Source organism: Nocardioides yefusunii (genome assembly GCF_004014875.1).
GTDB lineage: Bacteria > Actinomycetota > Actinomycetes > Propionibacteriales > Nocardioidaceae > Nocardioides > Nocardioides yefusunii.
On sequence record NZ_CP034929.1, the window covers coordinates 1,092,494 to 1,112,689 of the forward strand.

Annotated in this window: 15 protein-coding genes and 1 tRNA gene; 13 read left to right on the forward strand and 3 right to left on the reverse strand. The window is 68.3% G+C overall.

Annotated elements, in window-relative coordinates; translation table 11 throughout:
* Positions 1-18: 18 nt before the first annotated feature.
* The gene (locus EOV43_RS04855; protein ID WP_128219931.1) at positions 19-3,681 is read right to left on the reverse strand and encodes a multifunctional oxoglutarate decarboxylase/oxoglutarate dehydrogenase thiamine pyrophosphate-binding subunit/dihydrolipoyllysine-residue succinyltransferase subunit; all 3,663 of its coding nucleotides are present in this window, start codon (positions 3,679-3,681) and stop codon (positions 19-21) included.
* A gap of 240 nt (positions 3,682-3,921) precedes the next feature.
* Here EOV43_RS04855 and EOV43_RS04860 point away from each other — a divergent pair, with 240 nt between their 5' ends.
* The 4 genes from EOV43_RS04860 to EOV43_RS04875 all read left to right on the forward strand — a co-directional run bounded on the left by EOV43_RS04860 (position 3,922) and on the right by EOV43_RS04875 (position 8,297).
* Positions 3,922-4,554, forward strand: coding sequence for a hypothetical protein (locus EOV43_RS04860; RefSeq protein WP_128219932.1), 633 nt, complete (start codon positions 3,922-3,924; stop codon positions 4,552-4,554).
* Complete coding sequence (locus EOV43_RS04865; RefSeq protein WP_239022238.1) at positions 4,551-5,477, forward strand: LCP family protein; 927 nt, start codon at positions 4,551-4,553, stop codon at positions 5,475-5,477. The genes EOV43_RS04860 and EOV43_RS04865 overlap by 4 nt, the downstream gene beginning before the upstream one ends.
* An 81-nt stretch (positions 5,478-5,558) precedes the next feature.
* On the forward strand, positions 5,559-6,470 hold the full coding sequence (locus EOV43_RS04870; protein ID WP_128219933.1) for an SPFH domain-containing protein: 912 nt from the start codon (positions 5,559-5,561) through the stop codon (positions 6,468-6,470).
* 255 nt (positions 6,471-6,725) lie between these two features.
* The gene (locus EOV43_RS04875) at positions 6,726-8,297 is read left to right on the forward strand and encodes a hypothetical protein (protein ID WP_128219934.1); all 1,572 of its coding nucleotides are present in this window, start codon (positions 6,726-6,728) and stop codon (positions 8,295-8,297) included.
* A gap of 90 nt (positions 8,298-8,387) precedes the next feature.
* Here EOV43_RS04875 and EOV43_RS04880 read toward each other — a convergent pair whose 3' ends face one another.
* Positions 8,388-8,855, reverse strand: coding sequence for a hypothetical protein (locus EOV43_RS04880; protein ID WP_128219935.1), 468 nt, complete (start codon positions 8,853-8,855; stop codon positions 8,388-8,390).
* A gap of 737 nt (positions 8,856-9,592) precedes the next feature.
* Here EOV43_RS04880 and EOV43_RS04885 point away from each other — a divergent pair.
* Positions 9,593-9,871, forward strand: a complete 279-nt coding sequence (locus EOV43_RS04885) for a hypothetical protein (protein WP_128219936.1) — start codon at positions 9,593-9,595, stop codon at positions 9,869-9,871.
* Positions 9,872-10,311: 440 nt separating this feature from the next.
* Here EOV43_RS04885 and EOV43_RS04890 read toward each other — a convergent pair.
* Positions 10,312-10,383, reverse strand: a tRNA-Arg gene (locus EOV43_RS04890).
* Between the two features lie 158 nt (positions 10,384-10,541).
* Here EOV43_RS04890 and argS point away from each other — a divergent pair.
* The 8 genes from argS (at position 10,542) to rpmE (ending at position 20,133) form a co-directional block, all read left to right on the forward strand.
* Positions 10,542-12,206 (forward strand): arginine--tRNA ligase, encoded by a 1,665-nt coding sequence (gene argS, locus EOV43_RS04895; protein ID WP_128219937.1) that lies wholly within the window; start codon positions 10,542-10,544, stop codon positions 12,204-12,206.
* A complete protein-coding gene (gene lysA / locus EOV43_RS04900; RefSeq protein WP_206611395.1) occupies positions 12,203-13,609 on the forward strand; it encodes a diaminopimelate decarboxylase in 1,407 nt (468 codons plus the stop codon). The genes argS and lysA overlap by 4 nt, the downstream gene beginning before the upstream one ends.
* An 11-nt stretch (positions 13,610-13,620) precedes the next feature.
* Entirely contained in the window at positions 13,621-14,913 is a 1,293-nt protein-coding gene (locus EOV43_RS04905) for a homoserine dehydrogenase (RefSeq protein WP_128219938.1), read from the forward strand.
* Complete coding sequence (gene thrC, locus EOV43_RS04910) at positions 14,910-15,977, forward strand: threonine synthase (protein WP_128219939.1); 1,068 nt, start codon at positions 14,910-14,912, stop codon at positions 15,975-15,977. Before EOV43_RS04905 ends, thrC begins: the two co-directional genes overlap by 4 nt.
* 1 nt (position 15,978) lies before the next feature.
* A complete protein-coding gene (gene thrB, locus EOV43_RS04915) occupies positions 15,979-16,878 on the forward strand; it encodes a homoserine kinase (RefSeq protein WP_128219940.1) in 900 nt (299 codons plus the stop codon).
* Positions 16,879-17,142: 264 nt separating this feature from the next.
* Positions 17,143-19,191, forward strand: a complete 2,049-nt coding sequence (gene rho / locus EOV43_RS04920; RefSeq protein ID WP_239022239.1) for a transcription termination factor Rho — start codon at positions 17,143-17,145, stop codon at positions 19,189-19,191.
* Between the two features lie 218 nt (positions 19,192-19,409).
* Complete coding sequence (locus EOV43_RS04925) at positions 19,410-19,775, forward strand: response regulator transcription factor (protein WP_128219942.1); 366 nt, start codon at positions 19,410-19,412, stop codon at positions 19,773-19,775.
* Between the two features lie 151 nt (positions 19,776-19,926).
* Positions 19,927-20,133, forward strand: coding sequence for a 50S ribosomal protein L31 (gene rpmE, locus EOV43_RS04930; RefSeq protein WP_128219943.1), 207 nt, complete (start codon positions 19,927-19,929; stop codon positions 20,131-20,133).
* Positions 20,134-20,196 lie beyond the last annotated feature (63 nt).

Consider the following 20,196-nt stretch of genomic DNA (forward strand, 5'->3'; position numbering starts at 1 on the left):
GTGGATCTGTCGTGCGTGTCAGGCGTTGTGAGCAGCGAAAGCCTGGTCCATGAGGACCTTCTGCTCGGCCACGTGACGCTTCAGGGTGCCGACGGACGGCGACGACGAAGCGGCACGGGTGACCGGCTCGACCTCGACACCGAGCTCGGACCAGACGTTGAGGGCGAAGTGGGGCCACGGGCCCATGTTCTTCGGCTCGTCCTGGACCCAGCGAACGGTCTTGAGGTTCGGGTACTTCGCGAGCTCGGCCTTGATGAGCTCGGTCGGCTCCGGGTAGAGCTGCTCGGCGCGACCGATGGCGAAGGTCTCGCCGTTCTCACGCTTGGTGCGCTCGACGACCAGGTCCCAGGTGACGCGACCCGAGCACAGCAGCAGGGTCTCGACCTTGCTGGCGTCGGCGGCGTCGTCACCGATGAACGGACGGAAGGTACCGGTGGTGAAGTCCTCCGGCTGCGAAGCAGCCTCCTTGCGCTTCAGCATCGACTTCGGCGCGAAGATCACCAGCGGGCGGTGCTCGTCGCCGAGAGCGTGCTGACGCAGCAGGTGGAAGTGCGAGGCCGGGGTCGAGGGCTGAGCCACGACCATGGCGTCGTCACCGGCAAGCTGCAGGAAGCGCTCGATGCGGGCGGAGGAGTGGTCCGGTCCCTGACCCTCGTAGCCGTGCGGCAGGAGGAGGACGACGCCGGACTGCTGACGCCACTTGGTCTGCGACGAGGAGATGAACTCGTCGATGACGGTCTGGGCGCCGTTGACGAAGTCACCGAACTGGGCCTCCCACAGGACGAGAGCGTCCGGGCGGGCGACGGAGTAACCGTACTCGAAGCCGAGGGCGGCGTACTCGCTCAGGAGGGAGTCGTAGACGTAGAACTTCGCCTGGTCGTCGCTGAGGGTGGTCAGCGGCGTCCACTCGTCGGCGTTCTTCCGGTCGATCAGGGTGGCGAAACGCTGCACGAAGGTGCCGCGACGCGAGTCCTGACCGGCGAGACGCACGGGTCGCCCCTCCATGAGGAGCGAACCGAAGGCGAGGATCTCACCGGTTCCCCAGTCGATGGGGCCCTCGAGGATGGCCTTGGCGCGGCGGTCCAGCTGCGGCTTGACCTTCTGGTGGACGGTGAAGCCCTCCGGCGGGGTCGAGTACGCCTCGGAGATGCGCTGCATGACGGCCGGGGTGGTGGCGGTCGCGGCGTTGGAGACCGACTTCTCCGGGTAGTCCGGGACGGTGGTCCACTCCGACGGCTGCGAGGTGGCCTCGCGAACCTCGGTGAAGACGCGCTCCAGCTGCTGCTGGTAGTTGCGCAGGACCTCCTCGGCCTCCTCGACCGTGATGTCGCCACGGCCGATGAGGGACTCGGTGTACAGCTTGCGCACGGAGCGCTTCTGCTCGATGAGGTCGTACATGAGGGGCTGGGTGTACGACGGGTCGTCACCCTCGTTGTGGCCACGGCGGCGGTAGCAGACGAGGTCGATGACGACGTCCTTGTTGAACCGCTGACGGAACTCGAACGCCAGGCGGGCCACGCGGATGCAGGCCTCCGGGTCGTCGCCGTTCACGTGGAAGACCGGAGCCTGGACCATGCGGGCCACGTCGGTGCAGTACAGCGACGAGCGCGAGGAACCGGGGGAGGTGGTGAAACCGACCTGGTTGTTCACGACGACGTGGACGGTACCGCCGGTGCGGTATCCACGCAGCTGCGACAGGTTCAGGGTCTCGGCCACGACACCCTGACCGGCGAACGCGGCGTCACCGTGGATGAGGACCGGGAGGACCGGGTAGAACTCGGAGCCACGGTCGAGGACGTCCTGCTTCGCGCGGGCGATGCCCTCGAGAACCGGGTCGACAGCCTCGAGGTGCGACGGGTTCGCGGCGACGGAGACGTTGATCTTGTCGCCGGAGCCGGCGACGAACTCGCCCTCGGCACCGAGGTGGTACTTGACGTCGCCCGAGCCCTGGACGGTGCGCGGGTCGATGTTGCCCTCGAACTCGCGGAAGATCTGCGAGTACGACTTGCCGACGATGTTGGCAAGGACGTTCAGGCGACCACGGTGGGCCATACCGATCGCGACCTCGGAGAGGGACGCCTCAGCAGCGGCCTCGCAGATCTCGTCGACGAGCGGGATGGTGGTCTCGCCACCCTCGAGGGAGAAGCGCTTCTGGCCGACGAACTTCGTCTGCAGGAAGGTCTCGAACGCCTCGGCCTGGTTCAGCTTGAGCAGGATGCGCAGCTGCTCCTCGCGCGGGGTCTTCTCCATCGGCACCTCGAGGCGCTCCTGGATCCAACGACGCTGCTCGGGGTCCATGATGTGCATGTACTCGACGCCGATGGAACGGCAGTAGGAGTCGCGCAGGATGCCGAGGATGTCGCGCAGCTTCATGAAGCGGCGGTCCGAGGGACCGAACTTGCCCGTGGCGAACTCGCGGTCGAGGTCCCACAGCGTGAGGCCGTGGTTCTCGATCTCGAGGTCGGGGTGGGTGCGCTGCTGGTACTCGAGCGGGTCGGTGTCGGCCATCAGGTGACCGCGCACGCGGTAGGCGTGGATCAGCTCGAGGACGCGGGCCTGCTTGGAGATGTCCTCGTCGTGCGAGACCGCGATGTCGTTGTTCCAGCGGATGGGCTGGTACGGGATGCGCAGCGACGCGAAGATCTCGTCGTAGAAGCCGTCCTGGCCCTGCAGCAGCTGGTGCACGCGACGCAGGAACTCGCCCGACTGGGCACCCTGGATGACGCGGTGGTCGTAGGTCGAGGTGATCGTCATGATCTTGCTGACCGCGTTGCGGGTCAGGGTGTCCTCGGAAGCGCCCTGGAACTCCGGCGGGTACTCCATGGAGCCGACGCCGAAGATGGCGGCCTGGCCCTTCATGAGACGCGGGACGGAGTGCGAGGTGCCCAGACCGCCGACGTTGGTCAGCGAGATGGTGGTGCCCGCGTAGTCGTCCATGCCCAGCTTGTTGTCGCGGGCCTTCTTGACGATCTCCTCGTAGGCGGTCCAGAAGCCGGCGAAGTCCATGGACTCCGTGGCCTTGATGGACGGGGCCACGAGCTGGCGGGTGCCGTCAGCCTTGGTCTGGTCGATGGCCAGACCGAAGTTGACGTGCGCCGGGGTGACGAGGGTCGGCTTGCCGTTGACCTCGTCGTAGGTGTTGTTCATCGCCGGGAACTCACGGACGGCGCGGATGATCGCGTATCCGATGAGGTGGGTGAAGGACACCTTGCCGCCGCGGGCGCGCTTGAGGTGGTTGTTGATGACCGTGCGGTTGTCCCACAGCAGCTTCACCGGAACGTTGCGGACCGAGGTGGCGGTCGGCACGGACAGGGAGATGTCCATGTTCTTCGCGGTGGCGGCGGGGATGCCGCGCAGCGTGGTGTAGGTCGGCTCGGCGCTGGCCTCTGCCTTCGCGGCAGGAGCGGGGTCCTTGGCGACGGAGGTCGCGCCGGCACCACGGGCGGGCTCGGCGGCGACAGCAGCGGGGCGGGGGGTGGCCACCGGAGCGGGGTTCGTCTTCGCGACCGGAGCGGCAGGGGCGGGGAGACCCGCCGCGTCACGCTCACGGAAGTACGTGGCCCAGGCCTCGTCGATGCTCGTGGGGTCCTGCTTGAACTGCTTGTACATGTCGTGCACGAGCTGAGCGTTCTCGCCGAACTCGTCAGGACCGGTCTGGTTGGTGCTGGGGGACTGCGGCACGGCTTGGTTCGCCTCTTCCGGGGTATGCGCGCTGGAAACTGAAAGGAGTCGCGGTCAAGGCTAGTCCCCCCGTCCTTCAAATGCAGGGGCGAGGTCGGACTTTGGGGCACTCTGTGGTGAGTCACACGTGGTCAGGGACGCGCCCCCGGTGCAATCTGCACTGTGGGACGTGCCCTCGACCACGTTCACGCCACAACGAAGGCCGCCCTGGCGGTCACCCCCGACGACGCAGGAGGCCCGGTGCCCAGAAACGTCTCGCGCCGCCGACGGTGCGCGCTCGTCACGTCGTTCCTGGCGCTGGTGCCGGTGACGGTGGCTGCGGTGGCGGGCTGTTCGGCCGGGAGTGAGCCACGGGTGGGGGAGGTGAGCACGTCGAGCCTCGCCGCTCCGACGCAGGCCACCGAACCGGTCGACGTCGCCCTGCAGGTGCGTGTCGGCAAGCTCGAGGGCTACCTCCCCGCTGCGCGTCAGGAATCGGTGGTCGCCGAGGTCGGTGCAGTGGCGGACGGTTGGATCGAGCAGGCGTGGGTGGCGGGGCCGTGGCCGCGGACCGTTTCCGACGTCTGGGGTGCGTTCACTCCCGAGGCGGCACGCAGCGCTGAGGCAGACGCCTCGGCGACCAGCGCAGCCGGTCATGCTGAACGAGTGAGCGCGGTCCGGGTGGCGCGTCGTGACGTCACGGTCGATCTCCTCGCCCAGCAGGGGAGTCCGCTCGGGGCGACCGCCCGGGTCGCGTTGTCGTTCGACGTCACTCCGACGACGGTGGACGACGGCAGCACCCGCAAGGTGGCGCTGCGTGGACGCGTGATGCTGACCCCGACCGCGGGCGGCTGGAAGATCTTCGGACACGACCTGGTGCGAGGTGGCTGGTGAAGGCACGTGAAGCACGCCGCCGACGCCTGCGCGCCGGACTACGGGCGACGAGCCTCGCGCTCGTCCTGGGCGTGACCGCGTTGGTCGTTCCCGACGCGCAGCAGGCACCGACCGAGGCGGTGCTGGTGGCCGTCGACCGTTCCCAGGCGGTGGACCTCACCCCGGACGTCATCTGGATCGCCGCGATCGGGTCGGACGCGCGTCCGTGGGAGGACATGACCGCCACGCGCGGTGACGCCCTGCAACTGGTCGGTCTCAACACGAAGACCGGGTCTGCTGTGGCGTTCGGCATCCCTCGTGACTCCTGGGTGCAGGTCCCCGGTGCGGGGCAGCGTCGGATCAACGACGCGATGACCGTGGGCGGGCCGCAACTGCAGGCCTCGGTGATGGGGGACCTGCTGGGGATCGAGCCCGACTACGTCGTCGTGACCCGTTTCGAGGGATTCGAGCAGATGCTCGGCGCGGTGGGGCGGATCACCGTCGACAACCCCTACGCCTTCTCCGATCCTCACCTGCGCCCCGAGGGCTACGCGGCAGGAAAGATAGAACTGGGGCGCTACGGCGCCATGAACTACGCCCGGATCCGCAAGGGACTCCGCGACGGCGACTTCGGACGTTCGGCAAACCAGCAGCGAGTGATGCGCGGGATCCACGCCGCGATCGTGGAGAAGCGTCGCCGCCCCGGTTTCATCGAGCGCGGCGCGTTCGCGGTGCTCAAGCACACCTCCACCGACGTGCCTGCGACGGAGATCTTCCGGATCGCCCAGGCGGTCGCACAGGTGGACGCCGCGAAGATCACCACGTGCGTCGTTCCCGGGACGGCGGGGTTCGCGGGCCCGGCGAGCGTGGTCTTCCCTGACACCGCCACGGCCCGACGCTGGGGTGCCGCTGCTGGGCAGGACGCGTCGTTGGCCAACTGCTGAGCACGACGGCGGACGTCGGCGCCGCAGTCCGCTCATCGGGTACCGGTCGTGCACAGTCCGCCCACAAGGTTGAATGTGTCCGTGTTCACTTTCATCGTCGGAGCCGCAGTGCTCCTCATCGGTCTCTTCGTCGGTCTGGCCTCGTCGGGCGCGACCCGTCTGCTCGCCTTCGTGGCAGCCCTCGTCGTGGGCGGGTTCATGGTCGGTTCGTCCTGCTTCACCGTGATCCAGGCCAAGAACGTCGGTGTGCTCACCTCCTTCGGCAAGCCGGTCGCCTCGCTCGACGCCGGTTTCCACTGGAAGGCGCCGTGGCAGAAGGTGACCGAGCTCGACGGCACGAAGATCACCAACAAGTACGAGGGTGAGGGCGCCATCGAGGTCCGCATCGGTGACGGCACGACCGCCCAGGTCGAGACCGCCATCCGCTGGTCGATCGTGGGGGACAAGGCCGACCAGATCTACGCCGACTACCGCAGCGACGACGTCAACGAGACGGTGCGCGAGTCCCTGGTGGAGACGGTCTACAAGAACGCGATCAACCAGGTGCTGGGTTCCTACAACCCCACCGAGGGCATCCAGGCCGTCGACCCGACGAAGGCGTCGATGGTCAACTTCACCCCCGACCTCGACGCACTGTCCAAGCAGGTCACCGACTCGATGCGGGCCCGCGTCGCGGAGTCCGGCGGCTACGTCGGCGTCGAGTTCGCCACCATCTCCCAGGTGAAGCTGTCGGAGACCACCCAGAAGAAGATCAACGAGTTCCAGGCCGAGATCGCTCGCACCCAGGTCGCGCTGCAGGCCGAGCAGACCAACGCCGCCCAGGCCCGCGCGAACAAGGCGCTGTCGGCGTCGATCTCGAAGGACCCCAACATCCTCGTCTCCCGCTGCTTCGACACCTTCGACAAGATGGTCGAGGCAGCCCAGCCGGTGCCCGCTGGCGGCATCAACTGCTGGCCGGGCGAGAAGGCCGACCTGATCCTGACGGGTCGCTGATCCCTCGCTGCAGCTTCACCTCTGCTTCGCCTCCGTGGCCACCGTCTCCTCATTCAAATGGGGGATGCGGTGGCCACAGCGCTTTTCTCTGGCGGCTGTGGGCGAGGGGATCACACCGCAGCCGTCGCCGAGGCCGTCCCAGGCGTCGGGACGTGGCCTGTGCCACGGCATCTCTTCGTCAGGGTGACGCCGCCGTGCCACGGGGACACGGCACGGAGAGGCCTCAGGTCTCTCCCCTCGGGAGGAGTCGGAAAAGTGAAGTTGTACGTCAAGGCCGTCGGATCAGTGGTGGCAGCAGTGCTGGCGGCGAGCACGCTGGGGGCGCCGGCCCAAGCAGTGCCGTCGGCGGCGAGCCAGGCCTCGTCGAGCGTCGTCGCGAACGACGCGACGAGCGTCGCCGGAGCGAAGACGCCGAGCACGGTGAAGGCGAAGAGCAAGAAGGTCAAGGCCGCCAAGAAGCGTGTGGCCACGGCCAAGAAGAAGCACACCAAGGCAACCCAACGTGTCGCGCGACTGAAGGTGCAGGTGGCCTCGGCCAATGACCTCGTCACCCTGTCCCGCGCCGACCTGGCCCGGTTGAAGGCCCAGTTCGGGCCCGACGCCGACCGCTACGCCACGGCACTGCGGGTGTTCACGGAGACGTCGGGACGCAGCGGCGGCCTGGAGCAGACGGTTGCGGCCGAGACTCGCACCCGGGACTCTCTGGTGGCACCGGTGAGTACAGCCACCCAGGACCTCAACCTCGCCAAGTACGGCGTGGCCGTGGCCGCCGACGAGGTCGCCAAGGCCAAGGCTGCGCAGAGCACGGCAGTGACCGCGCGCGACCAGAAGCAGGCGGCAGTGCCGGTGGCCCAGGCGTTGGTCACGATCCGGAAGACCGACGTCGAGCGAGCCGACAAGGTCGTCAAGGACGCCCAGGCCGCGGTGGACGCGGCGAAGGCGCCGGCGGCTGCTGCGACGACTGCGATCGCCACTGCCAAGGCGGCCGAGGCCAAGCTCAAGACGCCCTACGACTCGACGAAGTCCGCGTACGTCGCGGCGCGGGACGCCTACGACAAGCTGACGGCCAAGACCTTCGCCACCACCGCCAAGTACACGATCGCCTCGGGCAAGTGCACCCCGAAGAGCGGACAGGCCAAGAGCGTCTGCAACGCCTACAACACGTGGGTCGCCGACAAGGCCGCCGCCAAGAAGAAGCGTGACGCCGCCAAGACCAAGTACGACGCCGCGAAGGCCAAGTACGACGCGGCGGTGACGTCCCGCAAGTCGGTGGAGTCTGCCAACCAGCCCAAGATCACCGCCCTCAACGCGGCCACCACGAAGCTGAACAACGCGAAGTCGGCCCGGGCCACGGCGGGGAACGATCTCACTGCTGCGACCGCCAGCCTCACCAACGCCCAGAACGCCCTTGCCGCGTCAACCAGCTCGCTCAACGCCGCCACCACGAAGGTGGCTGCGGCCGAGCGCAGGCTGGCCACCGCGCGCAACGACCAGCAGAAGGCGCAGTCGGCCTACGACGCGATCGGTGCGCGCCTGCGAGCCGCAGAAGCACGACTGGCTGCGGCGTCTGCCTCGCTCACTGCGAACGAGCAGCGTCGTCGCGAGGCGCAGCAGACGATCGACTCGATCGAGACCCTCCACGGTCCTGTGATCCGTGACCTGGGCCTGGCCGTGAGCCGGGTCGACATCGCGGTCAAGGAGCAGGCTGCTCTCTCCGCGAGCCTGAAGGCGGCGAAGAAGGCAGTGACCAAGGCCAGCAAGACGCTGGGCAAGGAGCGCAAGGCCCTGGCGAAGGCACGCAAGGCGTTGGCCAAGGCCAAGCGCTGACCCCTCATGGACACAGCACCGGTGACCACAACATGGGTGTGGTCACCGGTGCTGTCGCTGTTCGCCGCGCCTTGTCTGGCCTTCGTTGCCTCAGATGGCCGGGGTGATCTCCCTGCGCGCTTCTTGCAGGAGCAGGCCGATCTGGTTCACCTCGTCAGCCAGGTCGAGGAGGGTGGCGAGCGTCCCGGAAGCGAGCGTGGCTTCGAGTTCGATGTTGCAGTAGGAGTGCTGGCCCGTGTCGGGGTCGCGGATGAGGCGCTTGACTGCCGTCCCGGAGGACAGGGCAGGGTGTCCCGACAGTTGCTCGGCTACTGCCGCGGCGGCGGGGAACGACTCCTCGGAGAAGAGGATCACGCGTGCGGACAGTTCCAAGAGGTTCTCGGCGCTCTGCTCCGGTGCCAAGGTCGGGTCCTCGAACGCAAACGAAATGTAGGAAGGGCCGGCAACGCCGCTGAAGGAGGCGTAACCGACTTCCTCGCGGAAACCGTCCAAGCGCGAGTCGAGGAGGGGTTCGAAGTGTTCGAAGAGCGCTTCTTCGGCGCGGATGTGGGGGTCCATGGGATTTCTCCGTCCTGCCTGGGCGAGATGCCGGGGCACTGGAAGGATCCTTCCTGAAATTGAGTTTCTGGGGAGCGCATTCCAGTCAAGAGGTTGAGAGGGGACTGATTCCCCGGTCGTTCGTCGTGTCGTGATGCCGCCCTCCCCAAGGATTGCGGTATGCGAGGGTGTGGCTCCGATCTGGTCCCCAACGCTTGCTGTCACGAGGCACCAAATGAACGAGGTCCCTCGGTCTGCTGACCGAGGGACCTCGTCGTGGTGGATCTGATGAATCCATTCTCAGCGGTGCATTCGCGAAATCCTCTGATCTGGACGGGGGAAGCCGTTTCTGGGGCTGTGACCATCGAAGTCTTGCGCTCAGTCAATCGGCGTGCCTGGACTCGCCCTTGAACGTGTCACGACGGTGTTGGTGCACGCGGCGTCGCTGTCGGCGAAGAGACCGGATGGCCCGCGGGGGCGGGGACTGCTGCATGCACCGGTTAATGTGACCCCATCGTGCAACAGCCCCGCGCAAGCGTGCGGCGGCCGAGGAGCTCGCAGCCGATCTGTCCGCTCACTTTCCCGGGGCACACCCGCGACCTGCCCCTGTGACTGCCGCTGGCTGCGGCCCTCTTGGGGTGGGGAACCGACGGAACACTGCATCGGGGTGCGTGAGGCAGAGGCCTACAACGCGCATCTCGAAGAGCGACTGGCCATCGACCGTCCCACCACTTGCTGAACCACAGGAGCACCCCCCCATGAGCACCCCCGCCGCGCTTCCCCGGCGCGTTCCGGGCCCTCGCCCGGCCGGCTTCGACAACGCCGCCGCTTCGCAGCCTGTCCCCGAGCAGACCCCGCAGCCCGTTCAGGCCCCGGCGGCCCAGGCATCCCACCGCGACGACACCGTCGTGGAAACCCCTGAAGGGGCACGCCTGCGCGACCTCGGTTCAGGCGTCATGCAGTGCGTGGAGTGCGGCGAGGCGATGCGCGCCGGATCCCCAGTGATCCGGGTCCACCCTCGGGTGTGCCGCCCCTGAACCGGGCAGGCCGCCGACCAGGCCGGCGCATTTGCCGAATCCGCTGACTTGCACGGAGGGGAAGTCGTTTCTGGGGGCTGAGGCCCGAAGCGCCTGCCTCGGACTGTTCAAGCGTCGTCGGGGCTGAGAACTCCTGCGAGGGCGATCGCTGCGCCGCACCATGTCCGTCATGGAGTTGCGGCTGCCAGGCCCAGGCAAGCAAGTGCCCAGAGCGGCCCAGCGTCACTCGGCCTTCGGAACCCAACAGAACCCCCGCAGCGCCCAGGACCACGAACGTCAGGGCGCTGAGTCGTACCCGAAAAGCCTTCGCCGCTGTCGAGAACGTCGTGCCTGGCGCATGTGACTGGTGAAGGGCCTTGGCATGGCACGAAATGAGCGAGGTCCCTCGGTCTGTTGACCGAGGGACCTCGTCGTGGTGGATCTGATGAATCCATCCTCAGCACCCCCGGCAGGATTCGAACCTGCGCTCCCGCCTCCGGAGGGCGGTGCTCTATCCCCTGAGCTACGGGGGCGTGCTGGTAGGAACATACCGGTCTCGCGGCCGGGGTGTGAAACCACCCCACACGGCGAGTCGCGGATCGAGTGGTGCGCGTCACCCCGAACGGGGGTGACCTGCGCACGGACTGAAACCGATGTGAGGTGCAGGTCAGGACGCGGATAGGCTGGCGGGGTGACCCCCGAGCATCTCTCCACCGTGATCGTCGACGTACTCAATGGCCTCGTTGCCGAGGGTGCGCTGAACCTGCCCGACGGCGTTCCTGCGGAGGTGACGGTCGAGCGTCCCCGTCAGAAGGGACACGGCGACTACGCCACCAACGTTGCGCTCCAGCTGTCGAAGAAGGCTGGCACCAACCCCCGCGCGCTCGCCGAGCTCGTCAAGGCCGGCCTCGAGCAGGCCGAAGGCATCTCCGGCGTCGAGATCGCTGGCCCCGGCTTCCTCAACATCTCCGTCGAGGCAGGTGCGCAGGGCAAGCTGGCCGACGAGATCGTCGAGGCCGGTGCCGCCTACGGCCGCAACGACGCGCTGGCCGGCGAGAAGATCAACGTCGAGTTCATCTCCGCCAACCCCACCGGTCCGCTGCACCTGGGCCACACCCGTTGGGCCGCCGTCGGCGACGCCCTCTCGCGTGTGCTCGACGCTGCCGGCGCCGACGTCGACCGCGAGTTCTACATCAACGACCGCGGCAACCAGATGAACCTCTTCGGTGCCTCGATCCTGGCCGTCGCGCTGGGCGAAGAGGTCCCCGAGGGCGGTTACAAGGGCGGCTACGTCAAGGGTCTGGCCGAGCGCGTTCTCGCCGAGAACCCCGGCATCCTCGACCTCCCCACCGAGCCCACCGACGAGCGTCTCCTGGCGTTCCGTGAGGCCGGCTACGCGATCCAGCTCGCCGAGCAGCAGCAGCAGCTCGAGATCTTCCACACCACCTTCGACACCTGGTTCTCCGAGCGCGAGCTGCACGAGGACTCCTCGGTCGCCGACACCCTGCGCGACCTCAAGGAGCAGGGCCACATCTTCGAGGACGGCGGCGCCGTCTGGATGCGCACCACCACGTTCGGTGACGACAAGGACCGCGTCCTCATCCGTTCCAACGGTGAGCTGACCTACTTCGCCTCCGACACCGCGTACTACCTCAACAAGCGCGAGCGCGGTTACGACCGCTGCGTCTACCTGCTCGGCGCCGACCACCACGGCTACGTGGGCCGTCTCAAGGCGATGGCTGCCTGCGCCGGCGACGACCCCGAGAAGAACATCGAGGTCCTCATCGGGCAGCTGGTGAAGATCATGAAGAACGGCGAGGAGATGAAGCTCTCCAAGCGTGCCGGCACGATCGTCACCCTGCAGGAGCTCACCGACGAGATCGGCGTCGACGCCCTGCGTTACACGCTGGCCCGTTACCCCGCCGACTCCCCGCTGGTCCTCGACGTCGCCCAGGTGACCAAGCAGTCCAGCGACAACCCGGTCTTCTACGTCCAGTACGCCCACGCACGCGTCTCCTCGATCCTGCGCAACGCTGCCGACCTGGGCCTCGAGCCGGCCTCGCACCCCGAGCTGCTGGTCCACGAGAAGGAGGGCGAGCTGCTGCGCGCCCTGGCCGAGTTCCCGCGCGTCGTGGCCACCGCGGCCGAGCTGCGCGAGCCGCACCGCGTCGCCCGCTACCTCGAGGACACCGCGTCGTCGTACCACAAGTTCTACGACCACTGCCGCGTCCTGCCGCAGGGCGACGAGGAGCCGACCGAGCTCAACGCCGCCCGTCTGCGTCTGGTCGACGCCACCCGCACCGTCCTGGCCAACGGCCTCGCGCTGCTCGGTGTCACCGCTCCGGAGCGCATGTGAGCGCCACCCACGCCGCCGGTTGGGCGCACGCCTCCGGCGCGCTGAAGGGTCCGGCCTGGCTGGCGCAGCCCGAGGACGTCAACGCCCTGGTGCCGCTGCTGTGGTCGACCAACACCCGCAAGGTCGACAACGAGCTGGAGATCGCCGGCGTCAAGGTCTCCGACCTCGTCGCCGAGCACGGCAGCCCTGCGTTCTTCATGGACGAGGACGACTTCCGTACCCGTGCGCGATCCTTCCGTGACGCCTTCGACGACTTCGACGTCTACTACGCCGGCAAGGCGTTCCTGAGCATCGCGGTCGCGCAGTGGCTCAAGGAGGACGGTCTCAACCTCGACGTCTGCTCCTCGGGCGAGCTCCTGGTCGCCCAGAAGGCCGGCTTCGACATGGCGAAGATCGGCTACCACGGCAACAACAAGACCGTCGAGCAGCTCGCTCGCGCCGGCGAGCTCGGTGTCGGCCGCATCGTCCTGGACTCCTTCGACGAGATCGACCGCGTGATCGCTCTCGCCGAGGACGCCGAGCCCGGCACCTACCGCGTGATGATCCGCGTCACCGCAGGCGTCGAGGCCCACACCCACGAGTTCATCGCCACCGCGCACGAGGACCAGAAGTTCGGTTTCTCGATCGCGTCCGGCGCTGCCCTCGAAGCGATCCAGCGTCTGGCCAAGGCCGACAAGGTCACCCTGCTGGGTCTGCACTCCCACATCGGTAGCCAGATCTTCGACACCGCTGGTTTCGAGGTCGCTGCCCGACGTCTGCTCGCCCTGCACGCCCAGGTGGCGTCCGAGGTCGGCGTCGTCATGCCCGAGATGGACCTGGGCGGCGGCTTCGGCATCGCCTACACCACCCAGGACACCCCGGCCACTCCGCAGTGGCTGGCCGACAACATGCGCGCGATCGTCGCCCACGAGTGCAAGGCGCTCGGCATCACCGCCCCGCGTCTCTCGATCGAGCCCGGACGCGCCATCGTCGGTCCGTCCACCTGCACCGTCTACACCGTCGGCACCGTCAAGGACGTCGTGCTCGACGGTGGCGCCAGCCGCCTCTACGTCTCCGTCGACGGCGGCATGAGCGACAACATCCGTACCGCGCTCTACGACGCGGACTACTCGTGCACGCTCGCATCGCGTGCGAGCGACGCCCCCGCGCGCCTCTCGCGCGTCGTGGGCAAGCACTGCGAGGCCGGCGACATCGTGGTCAAGGACGAGTTCCTGCCCGGTGACGTCCGTCCGGGGGACCTGCTGGCGGTGCCGGCGACCGGTGCGTACTGCCGGTCCATGGCATCGAACTACAACCACGCCCTGCGACCCCCTGTGGTCGTGGTGCGGGACGGTTCCTCGCGCGTGATCGTGCGCCGTGAGACCGAGGAAGACCTGTTGGCAACTGACATGGGTGCGGAGTGAGCGAGAAGATCATGAGTGACAAGACCCTGAAGGTGGCCCTGCTGGGCGCCGGTTCCGTCGGTTCCCAGGTGGTGCGTCTGCTCTCCGAGCAGGCCGACGACCTGGCTGCCCGCGTCGGTGCCCGCGTCGAGCTCGCCGGCGTCGCCGTGCGCAACCTCGACTCCAAGCGTGACGTCGAGATCCCCGAGCACCTCCTCACCACCGACGCCGACGCGCTGGTGGCCCGTGAGGACGTCGACGTCGTGATCGAGCTGATCGGCGGCATCGAGCCGGCCCGCACGCTCATCCTGTCGGCGCTCAAGAACGGCGCCTCCGTGGTGACCGCCAACAAGGCGCTCGTCGCCGCCGACGGCCCGGCCCTGTTCGCCGCCGCCGCCGAGGCCGGTCGTGACCTCTACTACGAGGCCGCCGTCGCGGGTGCGATCCCGATCCTGCGCCCGCTGCGCGAGTCCCTCGCCGGTGACCGCGTCACCCGCGTGCTCGGCATCGTCAACGGCACCACCAACTTCATCCTCGACCAGATGGACACCCACGGCGCCGACTTCGCCGACGCGCTGGCCGAGGCCCAGGAGCTCGGTTACGCCGAGGCCGACCCGACCGCCGACGTCGAGGGGCACGACGCTGCCGCCAAGGCCGCGATCCTCGCGTCCCTGGCGTTCCACACCCGCGTCAACGCCGAGGACGTGCACTGCGAGGGCATCACGAAGGTCACCGCCTTCGACGCCTCCGCTGCTGCCGCGATGGGCTCTGTCGTCAAGCTGCTCGCGATCGCCGAGCTCTCCGACGAGCAGGTCTCGGTGCGCGTGCACCCGGCGATGATTCCGCTCAAGCACCCGCTGGCCAGCGTTCGCGGCGCCTACAACGCCGTCTTCGTGGAGTCCGAGGCCGCGGGTCAGCTCATGTTCTACGGCCCGGGTGCCGGCGGTGCGCCGACCGCCTCGGCCGTTCTGGGTGACCTCGTCACCGTCCTGCGCAACCGTCTCTCCGGCACCACCGGTGTCGGCGAGTCGGCCTACGCGGACCGTGCCGTCCGACCGATGTCGGAGACCGTCACCCGCTACCACGTCGCCATCGACGTGGAGGACCGCGCCGGCGTGCTCGCCGCCGTGGCCCAGGCATTCGCAGACAACGGCGTCTCGATCAAGATCGTCCGCCAGGAAGGACGCGGTGACGACGCACAGCTCGTCGTCGTGTCCCACCAGGCGACCGACGGCCAGCTCAGTGCCACCGTGGAGCGACTGCGGGGCATGGACAACGTTCGCGACGTCACCTCGGTGATGCGTGTTGAAGGAGAAGCAGAATGACTGCGCAGCAGTGGCGAGGCGTGATCGAGGAGTACCGCGAGCTCCTGGACATCCCCGAGGGCACCCCGGCGGTGACCCTGCGTGAAGGCGGCACCCCGCTCGTCGACTCCGGCTGGCTCTCGGGCCTCACCGGTGCCAACGTGTGGCTCAAGGTCGAGGGCAACAACCCCACCGGTTCCTTCAAGGACCGCGGCATGACCACCGCCCTGTCCGTCGCCGTGCACGAGGGCGCGAAGGCTGTCGTCTGCGCCTCCACCGGCAACACCTCCGCCTCCATGGCTGCCTACGCGGCCAAGGCTGGTGTGAAGCCCCTCGTCCTCGTCCCCGAGGGCAAGATCGCTGCCGGCAAGATGGCTCAGGCGATCATGCACGGCGGCCAGGTCATCATGGTCCGCGGCAACTTCGACGACTGCCTCCGCATGGCGCGTGAGCTGTCGGAGAAGTACCCCGTCGCGCTGGTGAACTCGGTCAACCCGTACCGCCTGCAGGGTCAGAAGACCGCGTCGTTCGAGCTCGTCGACTTCCTCGGCGACGCCCCGGACTACCACTTCCTGCCCGTCGGCAACGCCGGCAACATCTCGGCCTACTGGATGGGCTACACCGAGTACGAGAAGCTCGGCCGCTCCACCAAGCGTCCGGTCATGCGTGGCTTCCAGGCTGCTGGTTCCGCCCCGCTCGTCAACGGCGCCCCGGTCGAGAACCCCGAGACCAAGGCCACCGCGATCCGCATCGGCAACCCGGCCTCCTGGGACCTCGCCATGAACGCGAAGAACGAGTCCGGTGGCTCCTTCAAGGCGATCGAGGACGAGGACATCCTGGCCGCCCAGCGTCTGCTGGCGACCAAGGACGGCGTCTTCGTCGAGCCCGCTTCCGCGATCGGTGTCGCCGGCCTGCTGCAGGCCGTCGAGGCCGGCGAGGACTTCACCGGCAAGACCATCGTCATCACCGTGACCGGTCACGGCCTCAAGGACACCGCGACCGCACTGGAGGGCTTCGGTCCTCTCGTCGACGTCGTGGTGGACGCTGACGTCGACGCAGCGGCTGCTGCTGCCGGACTCGTCTGAAGTGGCCACCTTCGTCGAGGGGACGGTGCGGGTGACCGTGCCGGCCACGTCCGCCAACCTCGGTCCCGGGTTCGACACCCTGGGGCTGGCGCTGGACCTGCGTGACGAGCTGAGCGGCGAGGTCACCGATGGTGGCATCGAGGTCGTCGTCACCGGCTGCGGTGCCGACGAGGTGCCGCTGGACGAGTCGCACCTGGTGGTCCGTGCCATGCGCATGGGCTTCCGGGCGATGGGTGCGGAGCCCCAGGGCTTCGTCCTGACCTGCACGAACCGGATTCCGCACACCCGCGGCCTCGGTTCGTCCTCGGCAGCGATCATCGGTGGGCTCGTGCTGGCCCGCGCCATGGTGGCCGGGGGACAGCTCCTGCTCGACGACGACGCCATCTTCCGGCTCGCTGCCGGCCTGGAGGGACACCCCGACAACGTCGCCCCGGCGATGTACGGCGGCTTCACCATCGCCGGCCACGACGGCGAGCGGTGGTTCTCGGTGAACGTTCCGGTCGACCCCCGGGTCACCGCGGTCGCGTTCGTCCCGAGCGAGCCGGTCTCCACCAAGGTGGCGCGTGGTCTGCTGCCTGCAACCGTCCCGCACGGCGAGGCTGCGGCCAACGCCGGGCGTGCGGCACTGCTGGTGGCTGCCCTGTCGGGTCGACCCGAGCTGCTGCTCGCCGCGACCGAGGACAAGCTGCACCAGGACTACCGCGAGCCGGCGATGCCGGAGTCGTTGGCGTTGATCCGTGCCCTGCGTGCAGACGGTGTTCCGTCGGTCGTCTCGGGTGCCGGACCGACGGTGTTGGCACTGACCGACGTCGCTGCGGTCGAGGCCCTGGTGGCGCGTGCGCCGCAGGGCTGGGACGCCCACCACCTGGTGATCGACACCGAGGGCGCTCGCGTCGAGTGACACCCTGGCCGGGCACTGCCCGGACGCACGTCCCGACGGGGACCGGAGTGATCCGGTCCCCGTCGGTCATTTCGTCGGTGGGCGGTGCCGTGCGTCGGTGTGACGGGTCGCTCCAGTGGTAGCGTGCGAGTGCGCCACTCGGCGTCACCCCGATGGGACTTCTTCCCGACGGGTGCACCCCTCGCCCCGGTGTTCGTGCGGCGACGCGGTGACAGTTCCCCACACCGACGCATGACGTCGGTCGACGACGTGGAAGGGCTTGAAGTGAGCGAAGTCTCCGAAGCCACCAAGGCCACTACGGCCCCCCGCAAGAAGGCCACCAGCCTCAGCACCATGCTCCTGGCGGACCTCAAGTCCTTGGCCGGCGGCCTGGGCATCGATGGCGCTGGCAGCATGAAGAAGGCCCAACTGGTCGACGCGATCAAGGGCTACCAGGACGCGCACTCCCAGGCGCCGCGCAGCGAACCGGCGCGTGCCGAGAGCAGTGAGAAGAAGCAGAGCAGCAAGCAGAAGCAGAGCGCCCCGGTGGCCGCCACTGGCGACACTGCGGCCGAGCCGGTCGTGACGACCGTGACGCGCCGCGCGCGCGGAGGTGCCGGCCGCGCAGCAGCCGCCCCCGTGACCAAGGACGTCGAGCAGGCCGCCCAGCAGCAGGGCGCACCGAAGCAGTCGGGCGACGCCGCGGGGGAGAAGCCTGCCAGCGAGAAGCAGGCTGGCGAGAAGCAGGCCGACGTCGCACAGACCGGTGAGGGTCAGACCTACGAGGAGCGTCGCAGCCGCCGCCAGCGCAACCGCCGCGACAACGACCAGGGCGACCAGTCGAAGAACGACGGCGGCAAGAACGACGCCGGTGACGGCGAGCGCGACGAGCAGTCCGGCAAGGGCAAGCAGCAGCGCAAGGACGGTCAGAAGAACGACGGCGGTCAGAAGAACGACGGCAGCAAGCAGGGCAAGGGACAGGGCAACCAGTCGCGCGACGACAAGCAGTCCCAGCAGAACGCCTCGCAGAACGGCCAGCAGAACGGGCAGCAGAACAAGGACTTCGGCCAGGACTTCGACGACGACGAGGACGGCGAGGGCGGCGGACGTCGCAACCGTCGCCGTCGTGGTCGCGAGCGCGCGGTGGTCCGTGCGGGGGGCCGCAACGAGCCCGACACCACGATCCTCGACGACGACGTGCTCGTCCCGGCCGCCGGCATCCTCGACGTCCTCGACAACTACGCCTTCGTGCGCACCTCGGGCTACCTCCCGGGGACTGACGACGTGTACCTGTCGCTGTCGATGGTGCGCAAGTACGGCCTGCGCCGCGGTGACGCGGTGGTCGGACAGGTGCGTCAGCCGCGTGAGGGCGAGCGCAAGGAGAAGTTCAACCCGATGGTCCGGGTCGACCAGGTCAACGGTCTCGACCCGGAGGCCGCCAAGGAGCGCCCCGAGTTCGACAACTTCGTCCCGGTGCACCCCAACCAGCGTCTGCGACTGGAGACCGGCGCCGACAACCTCCTCGGCCGGATCGTCGACGTCGTCGCCCCGATCGGCAAGGGCCAGCGCGGAATGGTGCTCTCCCCGCCGCGTTCGGGCAAGACCCAGGTGCTCCAGACCATCGCGGCCTCGATCCGTGCCAACAACCCTGAGTGCCACGTGATGGTCGTCCTCATCGACGAGCGTCCCGAAGAGGTCACCGACTACCAGCGCACGGTGAAGGGGGAGGTCATCGCCTCGACCTTCGACCGTCCGGCCGCCGATCACGCCCTCCTGGCCGAGCTGGCCGTCGAGCGTGCCAAGCGTCTGGTCGAGCTCGGCCACGACGTCGTGGTGCTGCTCGACTCCCTCACCCGCCTGGCCCGTGCCTTCAACGTCGCTGCCCCGGGCAGCGGTCGTCAGGGCACCGGGGGAGTGGACGCCGTCGCGTTGCACCCGGCCAAGCGCCTCTTCGGTGCGGCCCGCAACGTCGAGGACGGTGGCTCGCTCACCATCTTGGCCACTGCCCTGGTCGAGAGCGGTTCGCCGCTGGACGAGGCCGTGCTCGACGAGTTCAACGACACCGCCAACATGGAGCTGCGTCTGCGCCGCGAGCTCGTGGAGCGCCGGATCTTCCCGCCGGTCGACGTCGTGGACTCCGCGACGCGTCGCGAGGACCACCTGCTCTCCACCGAGGAGCAGCAGATCACCTTCAAGCTGCGCAGCGCCCTGATGGACCTCGGTCCGCGCGAGGCGCTGGGGCAGGTGCTCGAGCGGATGGCGACGTCGTCGACCAACGTCGAGTTCCTCACCGCCGTGCAGAAGGCGAGTGAAGCCGAACTCTCTGGTCGCTGATCTGGAGTGACGGGGAACGTTCCGGTGGTGCCGGAGCGTTCCCCGTCTGCCAATTTCGGGTATGCGTGGCGCTGGGGTGACACGGTTGTGGCAATCACGCCCTCAAAGTTCCCCGCTGCTCCTAGGCTCTGAGCCGTCGCCGGGCAGGGCCCGGTGACGGGCACGACGTCCGTCGTGACCGTGAGGGCTCCGTGGGGCCTCAAGGGGGAGCAGACGACATGGCACGGATCTTGGTCGCGGACGACGACGTCGACATCCGCGAGTTGGTCGAGTTCAAGCTGACCACGTTGGGGCACGACGTCGTGGCGGTCGCCGACGGCGCCTCCGCGGTGGAGGAGGCGCGGCGTCAGCGCCCAGACCTCGCGGTACTCGACGTGATGATGCCCGGCATGTCCGGTCTCGAGGCGGTCCGGGAGATCCGCGCCGACGAGACCTTGGTCGATCTGCCGGTGATCCTCCTGACCGCACGTGCCCAGGAGTCGGACCGTGAAACGGGCTTCGACTCAGGGGCCGACGACTACATCACCAAGCCGTTCAGCCCGCGCGAACTCGCGGCTCGGGTGGAGACCCTGCTGAGCCGCTGACTGGCCGCTCGGGAGCGGCTCCACCTCGGGGAATGAACACCCGGCCCCGGTCGTTTGGAACGACGGCCACAGCAGTGGCAGAATCACCCGATGGTACCGGCTCACGTGCAGCATCAGGCTGCACGACCCGGCGACCTCGAAAGGACTGAACATGAAGACCGACATCCACCCGGAGTACGTCGACACCAAGGTCTCCTGCACCTGTGGCTCGACCTTCCAGACTCGCAGCACCGTGACCACCGGAGAGATCCGCTCCGACGTCTGCTCGCAGTGCCACCCGTTCTACACCGGTAAGCAGAAGATCCTCGACACCGGCGGCCGCGTGGCTCGCTTCGAGGCTCGCTACGGCAAGAAGTAAGCCTTTCGCTGGCGCCGGTCCCCGTCGACGAGACGGGTGGCCGGCGTCAGTCATTTCGTCTGC

Coding starts and splice junctions, on each gene's coding strand:
- EOV43_RS04880 (WP_128219935.1), bottom strand. CDS start 8,855: ATGGACCCCCACATCCGCGCCGAAGAAGCGCTCTTCGAACACTTCGAA.
- EOV43_RS04885 (WP_128219936.1), top strand. CDS start 9,593: ATGAGCACCCCCGCCGCGCTTCCCCGGCGCGTTCCGGGCCCTCGCCCG.
- EOV43_RS04905 (WP_128219938.1), top strand. CDS start 13,621: ATGAGTGACAAGACCCTGAAGGTGGCCCTGCTGGGCGCCGGTTCCGTC.
- thrC (WP_128219939.1), top strand. CDS start 14,910: ATGACTGCGCAGCAGTGGCGAGGCGTGATCGAGGAGTACCGCGAGCTC.
- EOV43_RS04925 (WP_128219942.1), top strand. CDS start 19,410: ATGGCACGGATCTTGGTCGCGGACGACGACGTCGACATCCGCGAGTTG.
- rpmE (WP_128219943.1), top strand. CDS start 19,927: ATGAAGACCGACATCCACCCGGAGTACGTCGACACCAAGGTCTCCTGC.